Here is a 24,423-nt window from a genome sequence, read left to right as displayed (position 1 = left end):
GTTTTACGCCGTCTAATCGAAGATAAAAACAATAAAAATAAGCCCCTCCACTGCCCAAACAGCGGAGAAGCTTATATTATATCAAATTTATGACAGGATTAGGAGGTCCCTAGTCAAACTGAATATCCGATCGATATAAGCGAGCAGATATCCGGGAACGAGTCCCAGCAATAACGTCAAGCCGGCACATATCCAAAGGGTGATTCCGAGGGGGACCGGCACGCTTACGGGCCGGTCTTCAAGGTCGGCGCGCATGAACATTTGTCGGATAATGCCGAAGTAATAATAAAACGAAATGACGCTCGTGATCATCATAACGGCACCGAGCCAATACAGATGCGCCTGCATGGTGCCAAACAGCAGATACAACTTTCCAAAAAAACCCGCAGAAACCGGAATGCCCGCAAGCGACAGAAGAAGAATGACAGCGGCCGCAGAAGTCCAGGGGGCACGGTAATAAAGACCGGCAAACCCTTTAATCTCCTCGTCTCCGGTCGATCTTTCTATAATCAGAAGGACCGCGAAGGCGCCGATATTCATCAGAATGTAGGCGGTCAAATAAAAGAAAAATTTGGAGAAGTTATCCACCTGCACCAGGTTGATGTGGACGGCCAAAGGAACGAGCAGATAACCGGCATTGGCAATTCCGGAATAAGCCAGCAGCCGTTTAACGTTTTTTTGCCGCAGCGCGACTGTATTGCCCCAGATCATGGCGGTTGCCGCTACCACCGACAGGGCCAGGAAGATGTCTTTCTGAAGCCCTTCGTCCCCGAACTGTCCTAAGGCAAGAAGCACATAAAAGACCCTGAACAGGATGGCAAAAGCCGCCCCTTTGGATATAACGGCGAGAAAAGCGGTGACCGGTGTCGGGGCTCCCTGATAAACATCCGGCGCCCACGAGTGGAAAGGCGCGGCCGCTATTTTGAAACCGAACCCCGCCAAGAGCAGGAAGAAAGATACATACAGGAGCGGTTTGTAGCTCTCGTAACCTGCGACGATGGCCGCCTGTATCGCCCCCAGGTTCGTTGTTCCCGCAATTCCGTAAAGGAATGACATTCCGTATAAAATAACGGCGGACGATATTCCGCCCAATATGACATACTTGAAGGCGCCCTCGTTGGACCGGGTGTTTTTCTTTTTCATGGCGACAAGCACGTAAGAAGTAATACTCAGAAGCTCCAATCCTACGAATAGCGTGATGAGATCGGCGGAGGAAGCCATCACCATGGCACCCAGCACAGCCGGCAGCAGGAAATAATAATATTCCCCGACATGCGGTATCTCCCCGTCTTCCACGCTTCCCAGACTCATCAGAATAATCAGCGCGGTTCCGCCGAGGAACGCCAGTTTCAGCAGGTTTCCGAAATCGTCTACGCGGTAGCTTTCGTTAAGGAGCACAATTGCCTGACCGGGATTAAGCTGGGCAATGACAAAGGCGATAGAGACCGCAATACCGGCGAGGGAAAGCCCGCCGATCCATTTCCGGTTGACCCCCTTCGGCAAAAACAGGTCGAGCACCGACAGCAGGATAGCCGTGATCACCAGCGTCATTTCCGGGAGCAGATGCGTTAAATCCTGTACATGAATTCGTATCGGTTCCACGTTCTATCCCCCTATCTTCCCAGCTAAGCTGTGAATCGTCTGATGAAACCCGTTTACCGTCTGCTGCAGAGGCTCGCTCAGTATACCCGGATACACGCCTAGCAGAAGAATGAAGGCGACCAGCGCAATCATCGGCACAGCTTCTATAAACCGGGCGTCCGGCAGTCCCTTGAACCGTTCCGGCAGAGGTCCGTACGTCATCTTCATGACCCCCCTCAGCACATAAGCGGCCGTCAGGATAATGCCGACTGCACCTATAATCGCCAGGATCCGGGCCGTACCGAACAAGCCGATAAACGCCAGCAGTTCGCTCACGAAGCCGGAGAGCCCCGGCAGACCGAGGGAAGCAAGCCCTCCCACAAGCAGAATAGCGCTAAGAAAAGGCATGGATTTCGCCAGCCCGCCCAGCTTGCCTAGTTCCGTCGTGGAGGTCCGTTCGTAAATACTGCCGACGAGCAGGAACATGAGAGCGGAAATCAGGCCGTGAGAAACGAGTTGGAAAATCGCTCCCTGCATACCGATCGGATTAAAGGCCGCCAAGCCCAGCAGTACAATGCCCATGTGGCTGATACTGGAATATGCGAGCACTAGCCTGAACTCGTTCTGGACAAAAGCCAGCAGGGCTCCGTACAAAATGTTGATGACACCCAACAGGGCAAGTAACCATGCCCAATCCTGCGCTTGCGCCGGAAACAACAGGATGCCGAAACGGATGAGTCCATAAGCGCCCATTTTCAGCAAAATACCCGAGTGAATCATCACCACGGGAGGCGGAGCTTCCGTGTGCACCTTGAGCATCCAGGTGTGAAACGGAAAAATCGGCAGCTTGATGCCGAAAGCGATGAGAAGCATGACCAGGAGGGCCGTTTTCATGCCCCCGCTCAAGAAGAACGGATTTTCCGCTTGAGGATTAGGCGACACCTGATTCACCAGGGCGGCCGGGTCCTGGAGCAGGTTATGTACAATCGTCTGGATATCGCCGCTGTAGAATACGGTCAGTTGATTGCCGGTGACCTGCTGGGAAATTCCCGCCGTCGTGACTAGAATAACGAATGCGACAAGCATGATGGCCGAGCCGAGTCCGTTGTAAATCAGAAAGCGGCCGGCTGCCTTTTCCCGGTCTACGCGGCCCCAGATTCCGATCAGGAAAAACATCGGAACGAGGGTGACTTCGAAAAAGAGGAAGAACAGAAACAGATCCTGGGACGTAAACACGCCGAAAACGCCGACTTCCAGCAGCAGCAGCCAGATCGAATAAGCCTTCCATCTTTTTTTGATGTAGATCGAAGCGAGGGCGGCCATTGTAAACACTAACGCGGTGAGGAAAACGAGCGGCATCGACAAACCGTCAACGGCCAGATGGTATTGAACGGTCCAGTAGAAGCTGGCGAGACCTTCGACCCCTTCTTTGTTAAGGGGGATGCGGATCCAGTCCAGCTGCTCTTTGAACTGCATCCCCGACGCTCCGTTGGAATAAGCCGCATACAGCCATACGCTGAGCAGAAGCGGGATTCCGGTCGCCGCCATGCATACGGCCTGGAGCGCTTTCTTGTTCTCCTTCGGCAGAAAAAGGAGGACGAGCACGCCGAGCAGCGGGGAAAACACGATCAGACTAAGCAGGTTAGCCGACATGGATAAACCTCCTTCCGGCTACAGCAAGGATGAGAACAAGCAGGCCGAGCAGGGTGATCAGACCGTAAGTCTGGACCTGGCCGTTCTGCAGACGTGAGCCCGTTCGGCCTAGTCCGACGGCGGTTGCGGCCACGAGCCGGACGGCACCGTCCACGATAAACGTGTCTACGGCCTGCAAGAGATACCCGATTCCCCGCAGCGGGAGGACAATGACCGTCTGGTAAATTTCGTCGATATAATATTTACGACGTACGAGATTGTACAGCCATGGAAACTTTGCGGAGAACACAAAGCTTCCCGACTTTCTTGCGTACAGCAAGTAGCCTAGAACGAGGCCCAGAACGCCCGCCGCCGTAGAGAGAAGCATCACGCCCGCGTGAACGGCCTCTTCCTCGGTCCTGCCTGTCAGCCAGTCGCCGAACCACCCGCTCCACGGGGTGTAGAGAAAGCCGGCAAGAGCGGCGGGAACCGCCAGCAGAAGGAGCGGGAGCGTCATAGAGGCCGGGGATTCGTGAACCTCTTGACCGCTGCGCGATTTGCCCCAGAATACCAGGAAAAAGAGCCGGGCCATATACAAGGCCGTAAAGAAAGCACCGACGATGCCGACCCAGAACAGCAACGAATTCGTCTCGTAAGCCTGAGACAGAATCGCGTCCTTGGACCAGAAACCGGAGAACGGAGGAATTCCGGACAAAGCCAGCGTTCCGATCGCGAACGTCCACGCCGTAATCTTCATCCTTCCGCCGATTCCGCCCATTTTGGTAATATCCTGCGTTTGTACGGCATGAATAACGCTGCCCGCACCCAGAAACAGGAGAGCTTTAAAGAACGCGTGCGTAAACAAATGGAATATTCCTGTCGTATACGTAGCGCTCACTCCAAGCGCCATCATCATATACCCCAGCTGGGATACGGTCGAATAGGCGAGAATCCGTTTGATATCGTTCTGCGCCGTTCCGATTGTCGCTGCGAAAATCGCCGTAAAACCGCCTACATAAGCGACGACCTGCATGGCCGTATCCGATGCGAGGAAAACATCGAACGTACGGGCGACCAGATAAACCCCGGCCGCCACCATAGTCGCGGCATGAATAAGCGCACTGATCGGAGTAGGGCCTTCCATCGCATCGGGCAGCCAGGTATGCAGTGGGAATTGCCCCGATTTTCCCATGGCCCCCATAAAGAAGAGAAGCGCGATCCAAGTTGCTGCGGAGCTTTCCACCTGACCGCTTGTAAACGCATTTTGTACCGAATTAAAATCCAACGCATGACCCGGCATGCTCCAGAACAGAAGAAGAATTCCGATAAACAATCCGAAATCGCCGATTCTTGTCACGATAAAAGCTTTTTTTGCGGCAGCCTTAGCCTCGGGTTTCGTATACCAGAATCCGATCAGCAGGAACGAGCAGACTCCGACAAGTTCCCAAAACATGTAAAACTCCACCAGGTTGACCGAAATAACCAACCCCAGCATCGCAAAAGAAAAGAGCGCTATGTAGCTGAAAAACACATGGACCCGCTCGTCATCCTTCATATATCCGATCGAATAGATATGGACCAGCAATGATACGAGAGTGACAACAATGAGCATGATCGCGTTTAAATTATTGACCTCGAAGCCCAGGCTCACCGCAAAATCGCCCACCCGCAGCCACTGGAAACCGTTCCAAGTGTAGTCTTGAACGCCTTTTCCAAGTCTCTCGATAAGAATGAGAAGGGCCACAACAAACGAAGCGAAGATAGCGGCCGTGCTCAGGTATAGACCTGTTCTTCTTGCCGACCTGCCCGAAGCGGTTATCAGAACATAGGCCAGGAGCGGAAACAGCGGGATGAGCCAGGCATATTGCGAATAAACGGAAATCATATTTTTCCTTCCTCCTTCAAGGCCATGACGTTAGACAGCTCTGCCAATCAAAGATGAGGATAAGAGCCGCACCGTTCGCCGCTAATGCTTCATGGTGTTCATTTCATCCACGTTGCCCGTTCCCTTATTGCGGTAGAGAGCGATCAGGATAGCGACGCCAACAGCCGCTTCCGCTGCCGCTACCGTGATGGTGAACAAGGAAAAAACTTGCCCGATCAGCGCAGGCTGCGCGCCCATTTTGGCGAATGCGACCAGATTCAGGTTCACGGCGTTGAGCATCAGTTCGATGGAGAGGAGAACGATGACACCGTTCCTCTTGGACAAAGCCCCGTACAAACCGATACAGAACAAAATGGCCGCCAGAGTCAGATAAGGAGTCACGACACTTGTCACGTTAATCCTCCTCTCTTTTGGCAACGACAATCGCTCCGATAAAGGCGACCGTCAGCAGCACGGACATAATTTCGAACGGAATGACGTATTCGTTGTACAACAGTTTTCCGATCTCAAGCGTATTATCCTGCCCGGTCTGAAGAGAGCCTGAGGCCGACGGAAAGGTCGTATTTTGAATCGCATAGAAAAGGATGCCGAAGAGCCCCAACGACCCGATACCGAGCAGAATCTTCTGAACCGGCCCGCTCTTGGCCTTCTCCTCAGCCCGGTGGTTGGTCATCATAATGCCGAAAATCATCAGGATCGAGATGGCTCCCGCATAAATCAGAATCTGGACAAAACCGACAAACTCCGCTTCCAGCAGCACGTACAGCCCGGCCAGACTCACGAACGTAAAAGCAACGGACAGCACCATATGAACGACTTTCGTGAAGGTGATCATATAGATGGCGCCTCCTATCGCACAGATGGCAAACAGAAGGAACCACCAGTTCTCCCCCTGCGACAAAAAGCTTCCTAACCCGCTAAACATCTTTCTTCGCGCCTCCTTTGGGAAGGGCGGAGTTGTTTTCTTTACGCACCAGCGTGTTGTTGTCCGTGAGCCACTTCATATCTTTAAACAGCTCGTCACGGCTGTAGGCGCTCAATTCAAAATGGTTGGTCATCACAATCGCTTCGGTCGGACAAACTTCCGTGCAAAGATCGCAAAGGATGCAGATTTCAAAATTAATATCGTAAGTGTCGATAATTTTGCCCTTTTTATCGGGATCGGGATTGGGTTTCCCCGTCAGGGTAATACACTCCGTGGGGCACACTTTCGCGCACATATTGCAGACAATACATTTGTCCGGTTCGAAATGCTGGATTCCCCGGAACCGGTCCGGCATTTGCAGGGGCACATCGGGATAAGCGTAGGTCACTTTTTTCTGGGTCATCGTTTTGAGTGTGACGCCTAATCCTTTGATAAGACCTTTCACTGGCCCTCTCCTCCTTTTACGACTTCATAGAACGGCAGCGGCCGCGTTACCCGGTAATCCCCATGTAGAGAGCCGTTATAAAAATATTGAGCAGCGCCAGAGGCAAAAGCACCTTCCAGCCGAGTCCCATCAGCTGATCAATCCGGATTCGGGGCAAAGTCGCCCTGATCCAGAAAAAGAAGAAGACAATGAACGAGAATTTAAGCAGAAACCAGACAATGCCGGGAATAAAAGCGAGAAAAGCAAAAGGAGCGTGCCAGCCGCCCAGGAAAAGGACCGTCGTTAAAGAAGCGATCGCAAAGACGTACACATATTCCGCAAGCATGAAGAAAGCGAAACGGAATCCGCTGTATTCGACATGGTAGCCGGCTACAAGTTCCGATTCGGCTTCGGGCAGGTCAAACGGGGTGCGGTTCAGCTCGGACACGCCCGCAATGACGAAGACGATAAAACCGACAATCTGGGGGAGGAAGTTCCAGTTCCAGAAGTTATCGCCTTGGGCTTCCACGATTTTATGAAGGTTCAAGGTGCCGGTCATCATGATGACCCCGATCACGGAAATGACGAGAGGAACCTCGTAACTGATCATTTGGGCGGCTGACCGCATGCCGCCAAGCAGGGCATATTTGTTGTTGGAAGCCCAACCGCCGAGAATCATTCCCAGGGTGGAAATACCGGACAACGCTACGTAATAAAGAAGGCCGACATCAAGATCGGCATGAATGAGATTGGCCGTGAACGGAATCGTCGCCACAACGACGAACGCCGGGATAAACGTAAGCACAGGCGCGAGAATGAACAGCTCCCGGTCCGCTTTGCGCGGAATGGTATCTTCCTTGATGAGCAGCTTAAACACGTCAGCGACCGTTTGCAGCAGTCCCAGCGGACCTACACGGTTCGGGCCGTATCTCCCCTGCATCCAGCCAATGACTTTTCGCTCGAAGTAGATGGCATACGTTACGAATCCCAGGATGATAAGAAGCAGCACAACGCCGTAGGCCGCGAAAATAAGCCCCGTCGTCCATGTCAGCGGTTGTCCGACCAGATCCAGCATCAGCCGTCCACCTCCCCTACAACGATATCAATCCCGCCGAGAATGGTAATCAGATTCGTCATGGTTTCCCCGACCAGCAGCTTCGGTAAAATTTGAAGATTCACGAAGGAGGGGCGGCGGAACTTCAGCCGGAACGGTTCGGGCCGCCCTTTGGACATAATAAAACAGCCGATTTCCCCCCTCGGTGATTCGATCGGCGCATAAATATCGCCTTCCGGCGGCTTAATGACCCGGGGGGCTTTTCCCATCGTATCGCCTTCGGGAATCTGATCCAGCGCCTGTTCGATGATACGCAGGGATTGAACGATCTCTTCCATTCTAATGAGATAACGGTCGTAGCAGTCACCCTTGGTTCCCACCGGTACGTCAAAATCGAAACGATCATAGATGCAGTAAGGCTGATCCTTACGCAAGTCCCATTTCACGCCGGTACAACGCAGGTTCGCCCCGCTTAATCCGTAAGCGATAGCCGTATCGGCATCGTAACGGCCCACGCCTTTGATCCGAGCGAGAAAAATTTCATTGCCGCTGACAAGACGGTCATACTCTTCCAGCTTACTCTTCATGTAAGGAATAAATGCCCGGATTTTGTCCAGCCAGCCTTCCGGGGCATCCCATTTGACCCCGCCGACACGCATATAATTGTAGGTAAGTCTGGCGCCGCACAGTTCATTGAAAAAGTCGATGATCATCTCCCGGTCGCGGAACGCATAAAGAAACGGACTCATCGCCCCGATATCGAGCAAATAAGTTCCCCACCAGACCAGATGACTGGCAATCCGCTGAAGCTCCATGACCAGAATACGCAAATATTCGGCTCTTTCGGGTATTTGCAGGCCAAGCATCCGTTCGACCGCATTGACCAGCACATAATTGTTGGTCATGGCCGAAACGTAATCCATCCGGTCCGTATAAGGAATAATTTGTGTGTAATTGAGATTTTCCGCAAGTTTCTCGGTACCGCGGTGCAGATAACCCATTACAGGGATCGCCTCCCGGATAATCTCCCCGTCCAGCTTGACGATAATCCGGAATACCCCGTGGGTACTGGGATGCTGAGGCCCTACGTTAAGCAGCAGTTCTTCTGTCCGTAACACAACGCTACACCTCCGGGTCGTACGCTTCGTAATCTTTGCGCAGCGGGTGGCCGACCCACTCGTCCGGCATCATGATGCGCGTCAGGTTGGGATGGCCGGGAAAATCAATGCCCAGCAGGTCATAGATTTCCCGCTCGTTCCAGTCCGCGGTCGGCCATACGGAAGCGACAGAGGGAACGGACGGAGCCTCCCGCTCTGTGCGCACGCGGACTCCGTATTCTTTGCGCAGCGGGATAGAGAGCAGATGGTAAACCACTTCCAGCTGGCTGCCGAGGTCTACGCCGCTCACGCTGCGCAGGTAGCCGCACTGCAGCTCCTCGTGCTGCAGGAAGACCTCCGCGGCACGCACCCAGTGCTCGCCGCGGATAACCACGAAGGGACGGTGGCCGTCGATCTCGTTGATGAACGCTTCATCAACGGCGTTTTCGGCCACCTCTCCCTTCAGGATCTCGACCAGCCGGTCCAGCAGCGGCTGGTTCGGGGACGGCGGCTTCGGCGGGGCATCCTCCGCCGGAGCCCCGGTTTTGGCGGCGCGGGCCGCCGCACGGGCTGCGCGAGCTTCGGCGGAGGCTTTCGCTTTGTCGCCGCCGTCCTCGGCCGCTGCACCCTCAGTCGGGGCAGCGCCGCTCACCGCGGCCGGAGCGGTGCCGCCGGATTCAGCGGCAGCGGTGCTTCGCGCTGCCGCACGGTTTGCGTCCGGGCGCTGTGCAGCACCGGACGCCGGGGTCTCCGGCGCCGATTCGTCGGTGTCCGCTGCCGAGGCGCTCTGCTCGGGCGAAGGGACCCGAGGCGCCGTGCCGTCCCCCGCTGATCCTGTGCTCTCTAAACTTGTATGTAACTCGTCTTTTTCCTCTTTCGACAAAATCCCTTGTTTTTCCTTATATTCAATTGTATTCGCTTCCAATTTTTCGTCTGATTTTGTCGGTTTTGATCGAATATCGGTTTCCTGCGGATTTTCCTTTTCCTTATCGGTCACAGGTTCGTCACCTGCTTTCCGGTTTTTGCCTCGTAACGGATTTTCTCCTGAAGCTTATTGATTCCATAAATCAATGCCGCCGGATTCGGCGGACAGCCCGGAATATAGACATCAACCGGAACCACCTGATCGACGCCTTTTACAACCGCATAAGATTTTACGTACGGACCGCCCGCTGTAGCGCAGGACCCCATCGCAATGACCCACTTCGGTTCCGGCATTTGATCGTACAGACGGCGCAGCAGCGGAGCCATTTTCTTCGTCACCGTGCCGGCCACGATCATCACATCGGATTGGCGGGGAGATGTCCTGAAAATAACGCCAAAACGGTCCAGATCATAATGCGATGCGCCCGTACCCATCATTTCGATGGCACAGCAGGCAAGACCGAAAGTGAGCGGCCACAAGGAATTGCTCCTTGCCCAGGCTTTGACCTGCTCCAGGGTTGTCATAAACACGTTACGATCCAGTTCAGCACGATCCTCCGGAGTTATCGACTCTAAATTGAAGTCCATTGCAGCACCTTCTTCTTCCAAGCATAAAGTAGCCCGACACCGAGAAGCAGGACAAAAATACACATTTCCACCAGTGCAAACAGCCCCAGCTTGTTATACGCCACGGCCCACGGATACAAAAATACGGTTTCTACATCGAAAATAACAAACAATAAGGCGAAAAGATAATACCGGATATTGAACCTGACCTGACCTTCCCCTACCGGCTCATTTCCGCTTTCGTAAGTGGTCGCCTTGTCTTCGTTCGGCTTGTTGGGTCTAAGCCATCTGCCGATCGTAAGAGCTGCAACCGGAAGCAAAATGCCGAGTGCGACGAAAATGGCTACGATCACATACTTTACCGCGTACATCTGCTTGAAACCGCCTCCATTTTCATAAGAAATCTTGAATCATCTCATAAAATTTGGTAATGTAACGCCTTTCCAATTATAGCATACGCTCAAAAAATGTGTCTAATGAAAATGATTTTAGATGTAAGCGTATACTTTGCTGAGAAAATAAAAAACAGAAGACGCATGAACGTCCTCTGTTCTTCTTGCTTATTTATGCTCGTAAACCCCGATCCGGTTCAACGCCCGTTTAAGAGCAAGTTCGGCGCGCTGGAAATCAGCTTCGTCCTTCTTACCCGTTAAACGTTTCTCGGCGCGTTCCTTCGCAGACTTCGCACGTTCGATGTCAATGTCGCCAGGCAGCTCCGCACTTTCCGCCAGGATGACAACCTTATCTTTGCGCACTTCCATGAAACCGCCGTTCAAAGCGACAGTTTCTTGTTTGCCATTCTCAAATTTGATCGTGGCGGGTGCGATTTTCAAGGGTGTCACAAACGGAATGTGGTTCGGAAGAATGCCAAGTTGGCCTTCGATGCCGTCGACACTTACCATGTGAACATTCTGGGTATATACGATGCGCTCCGGAGTTACGATTTCCAAAAGGAAAGTACTCACGCTCATTCCTCCCCAGAACTTTCGCTAGAAAGTTCGTTCGCTTCGTAAGCTTTTCACCTTGTCAGAAAGAAGCGCTCTGCGAGAGATCCTCTCCCCGACTCGGCTCAAACCCGGGAAAGCAGGCAGATGCCCGCATGACCCGATTGCTTATACCATCGTTCTTGCCTTTTCAACGGCCTCATCAATCGAACCTACGTTAACGAAAGCTGCTTCCGGCAGATCGTCATGCTTACCGTCAAGCAGTTCTCTAAAGCTGCGTACGGTTTCTTTAACCGGGCAGTAGAGACCTGGCATACCGTTAAACGCTTCGGCAACGTGGAGCGGTTGGGACAGGAAGCGTTCTACGCGTCTTGCGCGGTTAACGGCAACCCTGTCTTCTTCGCTCAACTCGTCCATACCGAGGATCGCGATAATATCTTGAAGTTCTTTGTAACGCTGAAGCAGACGCTTAACGCCTTGCGCCACTTCATAGTGCTCTTCGCCTACTACCTGAGGAGTCAGGATACGGGAAGAAGAGGCAAGCGGGTCAACCGCCGGGAAGATACCTTTCGCGGCAATGGCACGCTCGAGGTTAGTCGTTGCGTCCAAGTGGGCAAACGCGGTTGCCGGAGCCGGGTCAGTGTAGTCATCCGCCGGTACGTAGATCGCTTGAATCGACGTTACGGAACCTTTGGTCGTGGAAGTAATACGCTCTTGAAGTTGACCCATTTCGGTTGCCAGCGTAGGCTGGTAACCTACCGCGGACGGCATACGTCCGAGGAGGGCGGAAACTTCGGAACCCGCTTGTGTGAAACGGAAGATGTTGTCGATGAACAGAAGTACGTCACGGCCTTCCTCATCACGGAAATACTCGGCCATAGTCAGACCGGAAAGAGCAACACGCAGACGCGCGCCTGGAGGTTCGTTCATTTGACCGAACACCATTGCGGTCTTGGCGATAACGCCGGAATCACTCATCTCGTGATAAAGGTCGTTACCTTCACGTGTTCTTTCACCTACGCCGGCAAATACGGAGATACCGCCATGCTCCTGCGCGATGTTATGAATAAGCTCTTGCATGGTTACGGTTTTACCTACACCCGCACCACCGAAGAGGCCGATCTTTCCGCCCTTCATGTAAGGAGCAAGAAGGTCGATAACCTTGATACCCGTTTCCAGCATTTCAGCTTGAGTCGTCAGGTTGACATACTCAGGAGCTTGCTTGTGAATCGGGGATGTCAGGGTCCGGTCCGCAGGACCTTTGCCGTCGATCGGATCGCCCAGTACGTTGTATACACGACCCAGCGTAGCAGGACCGACCGGTACGGAGATAGCGGCACCGCTATCGATAGCTGCCATTCCGCGCACGAGACCGTCCGTGGAAGACATAGCCACACAGCGTACTTGGTTGTCGCCAAGGTGTACGGCAACTTCAACTGTCACTTCGCTGTTTTCTTGATCAGCGGATTGAGCAGTTTTTTGAATTTTAATGGCATTCAGAATCTCGGGAAGATGTCCACGTTCGAACTCGATGTCGACAACTGGTCCCAAGACCTGAACAACACGTCCTTTGCTCATTGTATTTCCCTCCTGTACTCAAATGCTTAGTTCCGCACTGCGCATTAGTTCAATGCGTTGGCACCGGCAACAATCTCCGAGATTTCCTGGGTAATTGCCGCCTGACGTGCACGGTTGTAGGAAAGTGTAAGCTCTGCAATCATCTTCGTCGCATTCTTCGTCGCGCTACCCATAGCGGTCATACGCGCGCCGAATTCGCTCGCTTTGCTTTCCAGCACGGCGCTGAAAATGACCGTTTCCGCATACTTCGGAAGCAGTACTTCCAGAACGCCTTCGGCGGAGGGCTCATATTCGTAAGAAGAGACAGCGCTGCTGCCGGACTCCGGCTGCTCGAGCGGCAGCAGCTTTTTCTCAACCGGCGTTTGCGTAATTGCGTTATGGAACTGGTTGTAGTAGACGTACAGCTCGTCGTAATTGCCGTCGATGAAGTTCTGTACAGCGGACGAAGCGAGCTGCTTAATATCGGCAAACGTCGGAGAATCGCTGAGACCTGAGACTTCGTCAAAGACCGGGATGTTTCTCCGCTTGAAGAAATCCTTGCCTTTGCGGCCAACAACGAAAACCGCATATTCATCCGTAGATTTATGCCGCTCACGAATAGCATTTAACGCCTTCCGAAGCACGTTGGCGTTAAAACCGCCAGCGAGTCCGCGGTCTGAAGTCAAAACCAGATATCCCGTGCGTTTGACTTCACGAACCTGGAGCATCGGATGCTGAACGCCCTTCGAGCCTGCAGCCACACTAAACACCACTTCGCGGATCTTATCCGCATAAGGACGGGATGCCTCCGCATTGTTCTGGGCGCGCTTCAGCTTGGAAGCCGCGACCATCTCCATCGCTTTAGTGATCTGCCTTGTGTTCTGTTTGCTCTTAATCTGACGCTTAATCTCGCGTATACCCTTAGCCATACTGTTTCACCCCCTGCAGCTTGATTATGGAATCGCAAATTCTCATAATTATTCGGATACCGAGAATCCTTTGAGGAATGTCTCGATAGCTGCAACCAGCGCTTTTTCCGTGTCGGAAGTAAGATCCTTCGTGTCACGGATGGAGCTGGCGATTTCCGGTTTGTTGGCATCGAGGTATGCAAGGAATTCTTTTTCGTAACGGGTAATGTCTTTAACCGGCAATTCGTCCAGGAATCCTTTAGTAGCGGCATAGATGCTGATAACCTGTTTTTCGAAAGGCATCGGCTCGTTAATACCCTGCTTCAGGATTTCCAGTGTACGCTCACCACGGTTCAGACGGGAAACCGTTGCTTTATCAAGGTCGGAACCGAACTGCGAGAAAGCAGCCAATTCGCGATATTGTGCAAGGTCAGTCTTCAGGGTACCGGCAACTTTCTTCATGGCTTTCACTTGAGCGGAGCTACCTACACGGGATACGGAGATACCCACGTTGATGGCCGGACGCTGACCGGAATAGAACAGGTCGGATTCCAAGAAGATTTGACCGTCCGTAATGGAAATAACGTTGGTCGGAATGTACGCCGATACGTCACTCGCTTGAGTTTCGATGAATGGAAGCGCCGTGATGGAGCCTCCGCCCAGTTCGTCGTTCAGCTTAGCTGCACGCTCAAGCAAACGGGAGTGAAGATAGAATACGTCACCCGGATAAGCCTCACGGCCCGGTGGACGACGGAGGAGCAAGGAAAGCTCACGATAAGCGGCAGCTTGTTTGGACAGATCGTCATAAACGATCAGGACATGCTCGCCTTTGTACATGAAGTATTCGCCCATTGCGCAGCCGGAATAAGGAGCCAGGAAGAGCAATGGAGCCGGTTCGGATGCACTCGCGGTTACCACGATCGTGTAATCGAGAGCGCCGTTGCGGCGGAGTGTATCCACTACGTTGGAAACGGTGGACTGCTTTTGACCGATGGCCACGTAGATACATTTCACGCCGTTGCCTTTTTGGTTGATGATCGTATCGATGGCAATCGCCGTTTTACCGGTTTGACGGTCACCGATGATCAGCTCACGCTGGCCGCGGCCGATCGGTACAAGCGCGTCAATCGCCTTGATACCGGTCTGCATAGGCTCGTGTACGGATTTACGCGCCATAACGCCAGGAGCCGCGGATTCAACCGGACGGTATCCGGAAGCTTCGATCGGTCCTTTGCCGTCAATCGGCATACCCAGTGCGTTAACAACGCGCCCGAGCAGCGCTTCGCCTACAGGCACCTGCATAATGCGGCCTGTACGCTTAACTTGGTCACCTTCGCGGATGTCGGAATACGGTCCGAGAATGATGATACCTACATTGTTTTCTTCCAGGTTCTGCGCCATGCCCACAACGCCGTTGGCGAACTCGAGAAGCTCACCGGCCATGACGTTCTCCAAGCCGTGCACACGAGCGATACCGTCACCGATAGTGATAACCGTACCGACTTCAACGACTTGCAGATCTGCTGTATAATTTTCGATTTGCTGCTTAATCAGCGTGCTGATTTCATCAGGTCTGATACTCAACGAACCTCACCCCTATCTACATTGCTTGAGCTTGTTTCAGCGATTTTTCCAAACGTTCGAGTTTGCCAGCCAAACTGCCGTCGTATAGACGGTCACCGATCCGAACAGTAATGCCGCCAAGCAAGCTCGGGTCGACTACCGTCTGTACACGAATTTGTTTGCCGGTCATACGGCTAAAGTTGTCTGCAATTTCCTTGACTTGTACTTCAGACAGCGGCAGGGCTGTGTAAATCGTAGCATCTGCCTGGCCAAGCGACTCGTTGGAAATCTGAACAAAGTCGGACAGTACAATAGGAAGCAGGGATTGCCGTCTTCTATCGATCAGGAGTTTAATCGTATTCATAACGAGCGGAGAAATCCGATCCGCAAAGATGTTCGACAAAAGCTGACGTTTCGCAGGCACGTCGATATTCGGATGATCCAGAACGCTGCGCAGTTCCGCATGATCCTGGATCGTCTGAACAATCTCGGTCAGTTCAGTTTCAACTTGAGCGACCGTGTTCTGCTCCTTCGCAGCTTCAAAAAGTGCTTTCGCATATCTTTTCGCTACCACGATGTCACTCATTTAGATCCCCCTACCTCATTCAGGTAATGGTTCACCAATTCTTCCTGTGACTTTTCGTCAACTTGCTTTTCAATAATTTTAGAAGCGATCATAACGGACATAGCGCTAACTTGACCGCGCAGTGCTGCAACCGCTTTGTTTTTCTCGCTTTCGATCTCGCGTACCGCTTCTTCTTTCACGCGGTCCGCTTCGCCTTTCGCTTTATCGACGATTTCTTCGGCTTGCTTGGAGCTCGTCAATTTAGCTTGCTCGATCATTTGGTAAGCTTCTTTACGTGCCTCTTGAATTACCTGCTTCTGTTCTTCGAGCATTTGCTCGGCTTGAACACGACTTGCGTCAGCAGAGTTCATCTGGTCGGCAATCAGCTTTCTGCGCTCTTCCATCGTTGCGAGCAACGGACCGAAGGCGTATTTGCTGAGCACCCAGTATAGAATTCCGAACGCGACAAGCGCGAATACGAACGATTCCCAATTCCAAGACATTCGAGTCACTCCTTTCCGTAACTGTGTGCTGGGGCGATTCTTCAAAAACCTAATTCATAGCGAAGGCGCGGATGGCTCAGGCCTTCCCCGCCCAACCGAGGCTATGCGAATTATTTGAAGAAAATCAGGAAGCCCAGAACGACACCGATAATCGGAACAACCTCGACGATACCAACACCGATAAACATCGTTGTTTGCAGAGTACCACGAAGCTCAGGTTGACGAGCGATACCTTCTACTGTCTTGCTTACGATCAGACCGTTACCAATACCAGCGCCAAGTGCGCCCAAACCGATTGCTAATGCTGCTGCCAGGAATTCCATGAAAAATTTCCTCCTCAGAAAATAGGTTTTGTACCTGTAATGTGTATATGGATCCCACGCCTTGCGGAAGCCGCGCAGAGCTGCTAATCGCAGCTGAGCCGATCATTTAGTGATCTTCATGATGAACGGTAGCTTGGGAAATGTAAACCATGGTAAGGATGGTGAACAAGAATGCCTGGATGGCACCTACGAAGATACTGAAGCCCTGCCAAACGGCGAGCAGCGGTATCCCTACAACACCCAGCATCATAATGGTGGAGATCAAAACCTCACCCGCAAAGATGTTCGCGAACAAACGAAGAGCAAGCGTCAACGGCTTGGAAAGCTCTTTAATGATGTTCAGCGGCAGGAAGAACCAGAACGGCTCAAAGTAATGCTTCAGATAATGTTTCGTGTTCTGTGTCAAACCGAGTGTATTCGTCATAACAAACACCATCAGGGCGAGTGCGGACGTTACGGAAAGGTCGGCTGTCGGTGATTTCCACCAAGCCACAGAAGCATGCTTGCCTGCTGCCTCCAGCTCATGAATACGGGCATCCGTCAAGACTTGCTGACCGAATAGCGTAAATCCATTATGATGGTCGGTTACGATACCGAACGGAAGACCGAGAAGGTTGGAGACAAAGATAAACATAATTAATGTCAATCCTAACGAAATGTAGGACTTTGCCTTGCTGAGCGGCATCGTACTCGCAATCGTGTTATGAACGAACTCAACGACCCATTCCATAAAGTTTTGCAATTTGGAAGGTTTGTCGACGGACAGATTCCGCACGGACAGAAGAGCCAGGACTAACACAACCACGCAGGATACGATAATCGCCAAAAAGGTTGAAATGTCAATATCGATACCATTTTCGAAGTGTAGCACGGGAAACTCATGCATTTTCCAATTTCACCCCTTTCCATGCATTACGGTTTGTGTGGACGACTCAAAATGCCGACTAGCAAAAGTATAAATGGAACCAAAAAGCAACCAATAATGGTTGAGGCGATATCAAGATGTTGTGGAAATTTAAGCGCAATCATAACGGCAAGGAGCACGGTAGCCAGACGGCTTAAAAATCCGAGACTCATACGCTGTGCGCCCCGCTCTGCAACGGTTTTGCCGATCAAATCGACTCTGCGCTGAAGGAGCAAAGCATTGATGCCGCTTGCAACCGCACCTACTGATAATCCTGCAGCTACCGTGCGTACGGAAGGGACAAGCGCCCAGACCAGTAAACATGCGGCGAGAAGCAGAAGTGCGATACGCATAGCTTTCTTGAGCAGGTCATTCATCGGGTTCCTCCAGAAACTTCTTAAGCAGCATGATAACCGAAGCGATCCCCGCGAAGAGACCAAGCATCACGCCTGCTACTATCCAGCTTCTCGGACCGCCAAAACGCTGGACTGCGAAGTTCGCGGCGAAGTAGCCGAGCAGTGTACAGATAGCGATATCAAGCCCGAGTGCGCCTACAAGGCCGGCCGCCCTCCAAGGATTATCGCGGTTTCCTTTGTTTTTCATGGCTTTGACCCCTATCAATCCTCATATATTGTATCGGAGCAAAGTCTACTTTGTCAATTCGTATAAAATCAAACATTTCGTGAACAGCACTGCCGAAATCCCTTGTATATCAAGGGATTTCAGCATTTAAAACCAAACAGTGGAACTGTACAGTGTGACCTTTGTCATTGCATCGTCACAATGTCGAAAGAGTTGCGTCAAAATGAGTCCGGTTTTTCCGTTTTATAGCCGAAATGGTGAAGGATTCCCTGCACGATTCTGCGGGAAGCTTGTCCGTCCCCATAAGGGTTCACAGCGTCTTTCATACGATCATACGTTTGCGGATCGGTGAGCAAAGCGCGTGCGCGCTCGTAAACTTTTTCCCCGTCTGTACCAACCATTTCCAAGTTTCCGGTTTCTACGCCTTCCGGACGTTCCGTAGTGTCACGAAGAACCAAGGTCGGAATCCCGAAAGAAGGGGCTTCTTCCTGCATACCTCCGGAATCTGTCAAAATCATATAAGTATGAGGATAAATATTATGGAATTCGAACACGTCGAGCGGATCAATCAGTTTAATTCTCGGGTGGTTGCCCAGAATCTCATAAGCCGGTTCCTTAACGGCCGGGCTCGGATGAACCGGATACACGATCGCGACATCCTCGAATTCGTCCGCAATGCGCTTGACCGCGTTGAAGATCTGACGGTGCGGCTCGCCCTGCGCTTCCCTGCGATGGGCCGTCATCAGGATGAGACGCTTGCCTTCCGCCCAGTCCAGAACCGGATGGTGGAAGTCCTTCTTCACGGTGTACTGGAATACGTCCGTTACGGTGTTGCCGGTAACATAAATCGTGTCTTCCGATTTATTCTCTTTGCGCAGGTTGCCTGCCGACAACTGGGTCGGAGCAAAGTGCAAATCCGCGAGGACGCCAGTCAACTGACGGTTCATCTCCTCCGGATACGGCGACATCTTGTTCCAGGTCCGCAAGCCCGCTTCCACATGGCCGACTTTGATCTGCTGCAGGAAGGCCGCATAGCTGGCAAGGAAGGTGGTCAGCGTATCGCCGTGCACCAGAATCAGGTCCGGCTTCGCTTCGCGGAAAACAGGCTCCAGGCCTTGAAGAACCCGGATAGTAACTTCGTTGAGTGTTTGACGGTCCTTCATGACGTTGAGGTCGAAATCTGGCTGGATATTGAACAACTCAAGCACCTGATCCAGCATTTGACGATGCTGGGCCGTTACGGCCACGAGTGATTCAATCTGTTCCGGATGCTTCTGAAGCTCCAAAATAAGCGGAGCCATCTTGATGGCTTCCGGTCTTGTACCGAAAATCGTAATCACTTTCAACCTTTTCATGAACGTACGTCCCCCCAAAATACTTTATTTCGTACCGAATAAACGGTCGCCCGCGTCTCCCAGACCGGGAATGATGTAACCATGATCGTTCAGATAATCGTCGATAGCGGCCACATAGATGTCAATGTCCGGATGCTCTTTCTGGACGGCTTCGATCCCTTCAGGAGCGGCGATCAGGCACATCAGCTTGATTTGCACGCATCCTCGGTTTTTCAAAGCGGTGATAGCCAGGTTAGCGGAACCGCCCGTCGCCAGCATAGGGTCCACGACGATCAATTCTCTTTCCTGTACATCTGTGGGTAATTTCACATAATACTCGACAGGTTGAAGCGTCTCGGGGTCGCGATACAGCCCGATATGGCCTACTTTCGCAGCCGGAATCAGATTCAGAATCCCGTCCACCATGCCGAGTCCTGCGCGGAGAATCGGGATAATCCCGAGCATGCGTCCGGAAATAATCCGGCAGTCCGCAGTCGCTACAGGCGTTTTGACCTGGATGTTCTCCAGCTGGATATTACGCGTAATCTCGTACGCCATCAAAGTGGCGACTTCATCCACCAATTCACGGAAATCCTTGGTTTTCGTATTTACGTCTCTTATGTATGTGAGTTTGTGCTGAATCAAGGGGTGGTCGCAAATGAACACCTTACTCATAGTATTCCTCCCGAATATCGATCTGGCTGATCTGGATGTCTTTCCAACTTTCCACAAACCTCGTCCATTATATCATATGTCTGTTTAGATATCCTCCCCAAAAAGCACACTCTCTTATGACAAGAATCTGCTTTTGTATGAACAATCCACCCTCTTTTTTTTCATAAAAAAAGGAACCCTTTACGGGTTCCCCGATTCACAAACCGCCTACTGGAAAGCAGGCTATTTTATATGGAAGAATTAATATTCCAATCCCGTGTACAGCGGGAATTTGGAGGTAACTTCTTTAACGAGTCCGCGGGCTTGCTCGTGAACGGCGGAATCGCTCGGATTTTTAAGCGTAAGGGCGATAATCTTGGCGATTTGCTTCATGGCTTCCGTATCCATTCCACGGGAAGTCGCGGCAGGCGTACCGATACGGATACCGCTGGTTACGAACGGGCTGGTCGGATCGAACGGAATCGCGTTCTTGTTGACGGTCACACCCACTTCGTCAAGAAGATGCTCGGCGTCTTTACCCGTGATGTTCAGGCTGCGCAGGTCGATCAAGATCAGGTGATTGTCCGTACCGCCGGAAACGAGGTTGATGCCTTCGGCCGTCAAACCTTCAGCCAGCGCTTTGGCATTATCAATAACGTTCTTTCCGTATGTTTTGAAGTCGGTTTGCAGGGCTTCTCCCAGCGCAACGGCTTTAGCGGCGATGATGTGCATCAGCGGTCCGCCTTGGGAGCCCGGGAATACGGCTTTGTCGATTGCGGCAGCCCATGGCTTGCGGCACAGAATCAAACCGCCGCGCGGTCCGCGAAGCGTTTTGTGAGTCGTTGTCGTGACAAAATGGGCATGCGGAACCGGGTTCGGATGCAGACCTGCCGCAACAAGACCCGCGATGTGAGCCATGTCAACCATAAACAGGGCGCCGACTTCGTCCGCGATTTGTCCCAGTTTTTCGAAATCGATGATGCGCGGGTAAGCACTTGCCCCTGCAACGATCATCCGAGGTCTGTGTTTGAACGCGGCTTTGCGGACATCGTCGTAATCGATGCGGGAATCCTGTTCGCTTACGCCGTAAGCTACGAAATTATAGAGGATACCGGACGCGTTGACGGGGCTGCCGTGTGTCAAGTGTCCGCCATGCGCCAGGTTCATACCCAGGACTGTGTCCCCCGGCTTCAGCGCGGCCAGATAAACGGCCATATTCGCTTGAGCGCCGGAGTGAGGCTGTACATTGGCATGCTCGGCCCCGAAAAGTTCCTTCGCACGGTCGCGCGCGATATCTTCGACGATATCCACGTACTCGCAGCCGCCGTAATAACGCTTGGACGGGTAGCCTTCCGCGTATTTGTTCGTCAGCACGGTGCCCATAGCTTCAAGAACCGCCTGGCTTACAAAGTTTTCGGAAGCGATCAGCTCGATTTTGTCGCGTTGACGGCCAAGCTCCAGGTTCATAGCCTCAACGATTTTCGGGTCCTGTTTACGCAAAAATTCTACCATCTATAACAACCTCCCATGGATTTTAAAATCACAATCAGTTTCACTTTGTACAAGCCGGATAAGCAGAAAAAAAGGTCCCCCGCTTATCACGGCTCCAGATACATTATTCGCAGGCGCCGCTGTCTGCCGCACTTCCCGGACTTGTCCGGGCAGGAGCAGCAGCGCCGACGAGTACGGGAATGCCCGGGCTCTCCGGGACAGCTTCGTACACCGCCCGTTGTCCGCCAATCAGCTTCGGACGCGTATACGCCATCGTCACGTGCGCCTCACCCACCCGTTTCACGGGCGGGCGCACAGGGACGGCTACCCGGCGGAGGTGCATGCCGATCAGCGTGTCGCCGATGTCGATGCCCGCATGGGCGGCGATCTCTTCCACGACGCATGCGCGCTCCAGGTGCCGGTATGCATGGGCGGCCATCGAGCCGCCCGCCTTGGGCACCGGCACTACATTCACCGGCTCCAGCCGGGAGTCTTGCTCCAGCAGCGCTTCTTCGACGACAAGCGCGCGGTTTAAATGCTCGCAGCACTGGAAGGCGAGCCGCAGCCCGTGTTCTTCCGCCACCCGGACAGCGGCGGCGAAAATGCGCTCGGCCGCTTCCGGCGTACCGGACGTGCCGATTCTCTGGCCCCGGACCTCGCTGGTCGAGGTACCGAACACGACGATCTGGCCGCGCCTTAAGCCGCCGGCCTCAATCAGCGCCCGGAAATTGGCCTCAACCGCAGGCCCTATTCCGTCCAGCCAGGCTTTCTCACCGTCATTCATACGATCACCTCCATTTAAAATAGAGCTCCTTACGGATGAATCGTATTCTTCTCTTCCAAAAGCTTCACTTTGTTCAGGCGGTTCTCATGACGTTCGCCGTGCGAAAACTCGGTCTCAATCCAGATCTTGACGATTTCCTGCGCCACGCCGGGTCCGATTACGCGTTCTCCCATAGCAAGCACATTCGTGTCGTTGTGCTCCCGGGTTGCTTTCGCGGAGAACATATCGTGCACAAGCGCGCAGCGGATGCCCGGCATTTTGTTCGCGGCAATGGTCATGCCGATGCCTGTACCGCAAATCAGAATACCTTTGTCCGCCTGCCCGTTAAGCACCATATCGCAAACCGGAACGGCGTAGTCCGGATAGTCGACCGATTGTTCACAGTTGCAGCCGACATCCTTCACTTCATGACCTAACGATTCCAGGTAAGGAACGATAACATCTTTAAGCCGGTATCCGGCGTGATCGGCGCCAATTGCAATTTTCATTGAAAAGCCCTCCTCGGGTGGGAATAAACTGCGTTTGGCTCTATTATAACCCAAACCGATCGGCCGGAGAAAAAAAACCGGCAAATTCCGACTTAACCTGCACCTGTGTAATCGTTAAGAGACAATGAAAAAAAGAGCATGACACGCGTAAATACGCATGTACTGCTCTTTTGCCCAGGCGACCGGCCGTATACCCCGATGCTCCACTGTGGTTACACCCACTCGTCGCCAGTTACATCGGGTCTTCTTTTATGCCCCTATCTTACCGTATTCCCGCAAAACTGTAAAGCCGCTAAAAAATGAAGATTTTGTTAGGCCGGGCAGAAAGATACTGCGACCGTTTGACGCTCATCGGCTTTCCTTTAGCTTTTGAACCAGTTTAACGAGCGCTTCTTCGATTTCTTCCGCCGTATGGCGATAAAGCTCCAACGAACCGCCGTAAGGATCGGAAATATCGTAATCCGGGAGTTGTTTTTCCAAGTGGATGAGCCGTGTCCGCTCTTCTATCGTGATTTCTTCGGAAAGGGCATGCTTAACCTGCACTTCGGCAATCAGCTTCTCCCATTCCGCGGCAGCCGTGATAACCTTGGGGTCGTCTTCTACAAATTCTTTCAGTGTATGTGTTTTATCCGCCGCCTGCGGGAACCGCTGAATAACGGCGCGTTTATGATCTTGTGTCATCGTTAAGATGAGATCGGCCCAATCCACGTCTGCGGATCTAAGAAGACTGGAGCTGATAGAAGCTTCACAGCCTTTTTCACGCAAAACGGAGGAAGATTGCCGGGAAATCGGACTGCCGTCGGAAGCAAAAACCCCTGCAGAACGGATATGGACTTCCAGGTTATCCTGCCGGGCCATATGACGCAAAATCCCTTCAGCCAGCGGGCTGCGGCATGTATTTCCGGTACAGACAAAAAGGATCTGTTTCATGTTTCGTCTACCTCCTTACAGAGTATTCCAACGGGTTATTCCGCTCTCTATATATTGTACCGTTTTTTTGAAATCAGGGACACTTTACAGCAGAAATTTCAGACCGAACAGCAGCAAAATCACACCGCCCAGCGCTTCTCCGTATTCACCGATCCAGCTTCCCACATGACGCCCGAGCATAAGCCCCAGAATCGACATGCCTCCGCCCAGCAATCCGAAAAGCAGCACCGTCAAAACCACATCCGTTGCGAAAATCCCCAGCGAAACGCCGACAGAAAAAGAATCCACGCTCACGCTTAACGCAAACAGGACCATTCCCCAGAAGGTGCGATGATCGAATGCATTGGAATCTTCTCCCCGGAACGAGCTGTAAATCATATGGGATCCTAACAAAATGAGCAGACCGCCCCCGGCCGCTACGGCAACTTGTCCGAGTAAAGAACCGAGATAATGTCCCGCATACATGCCGAGCAGCGGCATGAGGATATGAAAGAGACCGATCACGATGCTGATTTTAAGAATATGCAGCAGGCGTATACCCCTCATTCCAATTCCAATCCCTAAAGAAAACGCGTCAAAACCAAGCGCAATAGCCATGATGAAGATCGTCACCAGTTGGCCCCATACGAAAGGTGACACGCCCGCCAGTGCCGCCATTGGTATTTCCCCCTGTCCACTTTTTCTCTCTCAAGATATGCGGACAAACCGGGAAACATGCTATGGACTTGTACCTGTCTGCATAACCGATACAGGCGGCTGCTTTTCGGAACGGAAAAGAATAAAGACGTTCCGGGGGACCTGCAA

The 24,423-nt window shown here is 52.5% G+C and carries 28 protein-coding genes and 1 riboswitch; all 28 genes read right to left on the bottom strand.

The genetic code is table 11. The features are described 5' to 3' along the window. Nucleotides 1–87: 87 nt before the first annotated feature. Nucleotides 88–1,602, bottom strand: coding sequence for an NADH-quinone oxidoreductase subunit N (locus tag ABH899_RS25975; protein ID WP_370001627.1), 1,515 nt, complete (start codon nucleotides 1,600–1,602; stop codon nucleotides 88–90). 3 nt (nucleotides 1,603–1,605) lie between these two features. Further along, nucleotides 1,606–3,234, bottom strand: a complete 1,629-nt coding sequence (locus ABH899_RS25970) for a complex I subunit 4 family protein (RefSeq protein ID WP_370001626.1) — start codon at nucleotides 3,232–3,234, stop codon at nucleotides 1,606–1,608. Next, on the bottom strand, nucleotides 3,224–5,098 hold the full coding sequence (nuoL, locus tag ABH899_RS25965) for an NADH-quinone oxidoreductase subunit L (RefSeq protein WP_370001624.1): 1,875 nt from the start codon (nucleotides 5,096–5,098) through the stop codon (nucleotides 3,224–3,226). The genes ABH899_RS25970 and nuoL overlap by 11 nt, the downstream gene beginning before the upstream one ends. Nucleotides 5,099–5,179: 81 nt before the next feature. Next, complete coding sequence (gene nuoK, locus ABH899_RS25960; protein ID WP_370001623.1) at nucleotides 5,180–5,491, bottom strand: NADH-quinone oxidoreductase subunit NuoK; 312 nt, start codon at nucleotides 5,489–5,491, stop codon at nucleotides 5,180–5,182. Between the two features lies 1 nt (nucleotide 5,492). Further along, nucleotides 5,493–6,023, bottom strand: a complete 531-nt coding sequence (locus ABH899_RS25955) for an NADH-quinone oxidoreductase subunit J (RefSeq protein WP_218231343.1) — start codon at nucleotides 6,021–6,023, stop codon at nucleotides 5,493–5,495. Next, nucleotides 6,016–6,468 carry an NADH-quinone oxidoreductase subunit NuoI gene (gene nuoI, locus ABH899_RS25950; protein ID WP_042233867.1) on the bottom strand — a complete coding sequence of 151 codons (453 nt, stop codon included), beginning with the start codon at nucleotides 6,466–6,468 and terminating at the stop codon, nucleotides 6,016–6,018. The genes ABH899_RS25955 and nuoI overlap by 8 nt, the downstream gene beginning before the upstream one ends. Before the next feature lie 46 nt (nucleotides 6,469–6,514). Then, nucleotides 6,515–7,522 (bottom strand): NADH-quinone oxidoreductase subunit NuoH, encoded by a 1,008-nt coding sequence (gene nuoH / locus ABH899_RS25945; protein WP_370001620.1) that lies wholly within the window; start codon nucleotides 7,520–7,522, stop codon nucleotides 6,515–6,517. Beyond that, a complete protein-coding gene (locus ABH899_RS25940) occupies nucleotides 7,522–8,619 on the bottom strand; it encodes an NADH-quinone oxidoreductase subunit D (protein ID WP_370001618.1) in 1,098 nt (365 codons plus the stop codon). The genes nuoH and ABH899_RS25940 overlap by 1 nt, the downstream gene beginning before the upstream one ends. 4 nt (nucleotides 8,620–8,623) lie before the next feature. Continuing rightward, nucleotides 8,624–9,595 carry an NADH-quinone oxidoreductase subunit C gene (locus tag ABH899_RS25935; protein WP_370001616.1) on the bottom strand — a complete coding sequence of 324 codons (972 nt, stop codon included), beginning with the start codon at nucleotides 9,593–9,595 and terminating at the stop codon, nucleotides 8,624–8,626. Continuing rightward, nucleotides 9,592–10,110 (bottom strand): NuoB/complex I 20 kDa subunit family protein, encoded by a 519-nt coding sequence (locus ABH899_RS25930; protein ID WP_009676983.1) that lies wholly within the window; start codon nucleotides 10,108–10,110, stop codon nucleotides 9,592–9,594. Before ABH899_RS25930 ends, ABH899_RS25935 begins: the two co-directional genes overlap by 4 nt. Continuing rightward, nucleotides 10,095–10,460, bottom strand: coding sequence for an NADH-quinone oxidoreductase subunit A (locus ABH899_RS25925; RefSeq protein ID WP_370001615.1), 366 nt, complete (start codon nucleotides 10,458–10,460; stop codon nucleotides 10,095–10,097). Before ABH899_RS25925 ends, ABH899_RS25930 begins: the two co-directional genes overlap by 16 nt. A 189-nt stretch (nucleotides 10,461–10,649) precedes the next feature. After that, nucleotides 10,650–11,054 carry a F0F1 ATP synthase subunit epsilon gene (locus ABH899_RS25920; protein WP_009677079.1) on the bottom strand — a complete coding sequence of 135 codons (405 nt, stop codon included), beginning with the start codon at nucleotides 11,052–11,054 and terminating at the stop codon, nucleotides 10,650–10,652. Nucleotides 11,055–11,201: 147 nt separating this feature from the next. After that, nucleotides 11,202–12,611, bottom strand: a complete 1,410-nt coding sequence (gene atpD / locus ABH899_RS25915; RefSeq protein ID WP_009677112.1) for a F0F1 ATP synthase subunit beta — start codon at nucleotides 12,609–12,611, stop codon at nucleotides 11,202–11,204. Nucleotides 12,612–12,655: 44 nt separating this feature from the next. Then, nucleotides 12,656–13,519: an ATP synthase F1 subunit gamma gene (gene atpG, locus ABH899_RS25910; protein WP_009676985.1), complete on the bottom strand. Its 864-nt coding sequence runs from the start codon at nucleotides 13,517–13,519 to the stop codon at nucleotides 12,656–12,658. 48 nt (nucleotides 13,520–13,567) lie between these two features. Beyond that, nucleotides 13,568–15,082, bottom strand: a complete 1,515-nt coding sequence (gene atpA / locus ABH899_RS25905; protein ID WP_009677068.1) for a F0F1 ATP synthase subunit alpha — start codon at nucleotides 15,080–15,082, stop codon at nucleotides 13,568–13,570. A gap of 16 nt (nucleotides 15,083–15,098) precedes the next feature. Further along, entirely contained in the window at nucleotides 15,099–15,647 is a 549-nt protein-coding gene (locus ABH899_RS25900) for a F0F1 ATP synthase subunit delta (RefSeq protein ID WP_009677091.1), read from the bottom strand. Next, nucleotides 15,644–16,129: a F0F1 ATP synthase subunit B gene (gene atpF, locus ABH899_RS25895; protein WP_009677031.1), complete on the bottom strand. Its 486-nt coding sequence runs from the start codon at nucleotides 16,127–16,129 to the stop codon at nucleotides 15,644–15,646. Before atpF ends, ABH899_RS25900 begins: the two co-directional genes overlap by 4 nt. 110 nt (nucleotides 16,130–16,239) lie before the next feature. Beyond that, nucleotides 16,240–16,452 carry a F0F1 ATP synthase subunit C gene (atpE, locus tag ABH899_RS25890; protein WP_009677035.1) on the bottom strand — a complete coding sequence of 71 codons (213 nt, stop codon included), beginning with the start codon at nucleotides 16,450–16,452 and terminating at the stop codon, nucleotides 16,240–16,242. Nucleotides 16,453–16,558: 106 nt separating this feature from the next. Next, a complete protein-coding gene (atpB, locus tag ABH899_RS25885; RefSeq protein ID WP_009677116.1) occupies nucleotides 16,559–17,338 on the bottom strand; it encodes a F0F1 ATP synthase subunit A in 780 nt (259 codons plus the stop codon). Nucleotides 17,339–17,364: 26 nt separating this feature from the next. Continuing rightward, nucleotides 17,365–17,733, bottom strand: a complete 369-nt coding sequence (locus tag ABH899_RS25880) for an ATP synthase subunit I (protein WP_103996922.1) — start codon at nucleotides 17,731–17,733, stop codon at nucleotides 17,365–17,367. Continuing rightward, complete coding sequence (locus ABH899_RS25875; RefSeq protein WP_009677071.1) at nucleotides 17,726–17,959, bottom strand: AtpZ/AtpI family protein; 234 nt, start codon at nucleotides 17,957–17,959, stop codon at nucleotides 17,726–17,728. Before ABH899_RS25875 ends, ABH899_RS25880 begins: the two co-directional genes overlap by 8 nt. A gap of 197 nt (nucleotides 17,960–18,156) precedes the next feature. After that, nucleotides 18,157–19,293 (bottom strand): non-hydrolyzing UDP-N-acetylglucosamine 2-epimerase, encoded by a 1,137-nt coding sequence (wecB, locus tag ABH899_RS25870; protein ID WP_009676984.1) that lies wholly within the window; start codon nucleotides 19,291–19,293, stop codon nucleotides 18,157–18,159. A 24-nt stretch (nucleotides 19,294–19,317) separates the two neighbouring features. Beyond that, entirely contained in the window at nucleotides 19,318–19,947 is a 630-nt protein-coding gene (gene upp / locus ABH899_RS25865; protein WP_009676968.1) for a uracil phosphoribosyltransferase, read from the bottom strand. A 240-nt stretch (nucleotides 19,948–20,187) separates the two neighbouring features. After that, nucleotides 20,188–21,438, bottom strand: a complete 1,251-nt coding sequence (locus ABH899_RS25860; RefSeq protein ID WP_370001609.1) for a serine hydroxymethyltransferase — start codon at nucleotides 21,436–21,438, stop codon at nucleotides 20,188–20,190. 103 nt (nucleotides 21,439–21,541) lie between these two features. Further along, nucleotides 21,542–22,201: a TIGR01440 family protein gene (locus ABH899_RS25855; RefSeq protein ID WP_370001607.1), complete on the bottom strand. Its 660-nt coding sequence runs from the start codon at nucleotides 22,199–22,201 to the stop codon at nucleotides 21,542–21,544. A 29-nt stretch (nucleotides 22,202–22,230) separates the two neighbouring features. Further along, nucleotides 22,231–22,689 carry a ribose 5-phosphate isomerase B gene (gene rpiB / locus ABH899_RS25850; RefSeq protein ID WP_009677057.1) on the bottom strand — a complete coding sequence of 153 codons (459 nt, stop codon included), beginning with the start codon at nucleotides 22,687–22,689 and terminating at the stop codon, nucleotides 22,231–22,233. Nucleotides 22,690–22,854: 165 nt separating this feature from the next. Then, nucleotides 22,855–22,935, bottom strand: a riboswitch (ZMP/ZTP riboswitch). A 102-nt stretch (nucleotides 22,936–23,037) separates the two neighbouring features. Next, a complete protein-coding gene (locus ABH899_RS25845) occupies nucleotides 23,038–23,619 on the bottom strand; it encodes a low molecular weight protein arginine phosphatase (RefSeq protein ID WP_370001604.1) in 582 nt (193 codons plus the stop codon). An 84-nt stretch (nucleotides 23,620–23,703) separates the two neighbouring features. Then, nucleotides 23,704–24,276, bottom strand: coding sequence for a manganese efflux pump MntP (locus tag ABH899_RS25840; protein WP_009677045.1), 573 nt, complete (start codon nucleotides 24,274–24,276; stop codon nucleotides 23,704–23,706). Nucleotides 24,277–24,423 lie beyond the last annotated feature (147 nt).

The sequence above is a fragment of the Paenibacillus sp. RC84 genome, from assembly GCF_041260495.1.
Lineage (GTDB): Bacteria > Bacillota > Bacilli > Paenibacillales > NBRC-103111 > Paenibacillus_F.
The sequence above is the reverse complement of the archived record's forward strand: the minus strand, read 5'-3'. Positions and strand labels throughout refer to the sequence as shown.

Excerpts from the sequence above, each read along its gene's own strand:
- ABH899_RS25970 (WP_370001626.1), bottom strand. The coding sequence starts at position 3,234 with ATGTCGGCTAACCTGCTTAGTCTGATCGTGTTTTCCCCGCTGCTCGGC.
- nuoL (WP_370001624.1), bottom strand. The coding sequence starts at position 5,098 with ATGATTTCCGTTTATTCGCAATATGCCTGGCTCATCCCGCTGTTTCCG.
- ABH899_RS25955 (WP_218231343.1), bottom strand. The coding sequence starts at position 6,023 with ATGTTTAGCGGGTTAGGAAGCTTTTTGTCGCAGGGGGAGAACTGGTGG.
- nuoH (WP_370001620.1), bottom strand. The coding sequence starts at position 7,522 with ATGCTGGATCTGGTCGGACAACCGCTGACATGGACGACGGGGCTTATT.
- ABH899_RS25930 (WP_009676983.1), bottom strand. The coding sequence starts at position 10,110 with ATGGACTTCAATTTAGAGTCGATAACTCCGGAGGATCGTGCTGAACTG.
- ABH899_RS25925 (WP_370001615.1), bottom strand. The coding sequence starts at position 10,460 with ATGTACGCGGTAAAGTATGTGATCGTAGCCATTTTCGTCGCACTCGGC.
- atpD (WP_009677112.1), bottom strand. The coding sequence starts at position 12,611 with ATGAGCAAAGGACGTGTTGTTCAGGTCTTGGGACCAGTTGTCGACATC.
- atpG (WP_009676985.1), bottom strand. The coding sequence starts at position 13,519 with ATGGCTAAGGGTATACGCGAGATTAAGCGTCAGATTAAGAGCAAACAG.
- ABH899_RS25900 (WP_009677091.1), bottom strand. The coding sequence starts at position 15,647 with ATGAGTGACATCGTGGTAGCGAAAAGATATGCGAAAGCACTTTTTGAA.
- atpF (WP_009677031.1), bottom strand. The coding sequence starts at position 16,129 with ATGTCTTGGAATTGGGAATCGTTCGTATTCGCGCTTGTCGCGTTCGGA.
- atpE (WP_009677035.1), bottom strand. The coding sequence starts at position 16,452 with ATGGAATTCCTGGCAGCAGCATTAGCAATCGGTTTGGGCGCACTTGGC.
- atpB (WP_009677116.1), bottom strand. The coding sequence starts at position 17,338 with ATGCATGAGTTTCCCGTGCTACACTTCGAAAATGGTATCGATATTGAC.
- ABH899_RS25880 (WP_103996922.1), bottom strand. The coding sequence starts at position 17,733 with ATGAATGACCTGCTCAAGAAAGCTATGCGTATCGCACTTCTGCTTCTC.
- ABH899_RS25875 (WP_009677071.1), bottom strand. The coding sequence starts at position 17,959 with ATGAAAAACAAAGGAAACCGCGATAATCCTTGGAGGGCGGCCGGCCTT.
- wecB (WP_009676984.1), bottom strand. The coding sequence starts at position 19,293 with ATGAAAAGGTTGAAAGTGATTACGATTTTCGGTACAAGACCGGAAGCC.
- upp (WP_009676968.1), bottom strand. The coding sequence starts at position 19,947 with ATGAGTAAGGTGTTCATTTGCGACCACCCCTTGATTCAGCACAAACTC.
- ABH899_RS25860 (WP_370001609.1), bottom strand. The coding sequence starts at position 21,438 with ATGGTAGAATTTTTGCGTAAACAGGACCCGAAAATCGTTGAGGCTATG.
- ABH899_RS25855 (WP_370001607.1), bottom strand. The coding sequence starts at position 22,201 with ATGAATGACGGTGAGAAAGCCTGGCTGGACGGAATAGGGCCTGCGGTT.
- rpiB (WP_009677057.1), bottom strand. The coding sequence starts at position 22,689 with ATGAAAATTGCAATTGGCGCCGATCACGCCGGATACCGGCTTAAAGAT.
- ABH899_RS25845 (WP_370001604.1), bottom strand. The coding sequence starts at position 23,619 with ATGAAACAGATCCTTTTTGTCTGTACCGGAAATACATGCCGCAGCCCG.
- ABH899_RS25840 (WP_009677045.1), bottom strand. The coding sequence starts at position 24,276 with ATGGCGGCACTGGCGGGCGTGTCACCTTTCGTATGGGGCCAACTGGTG.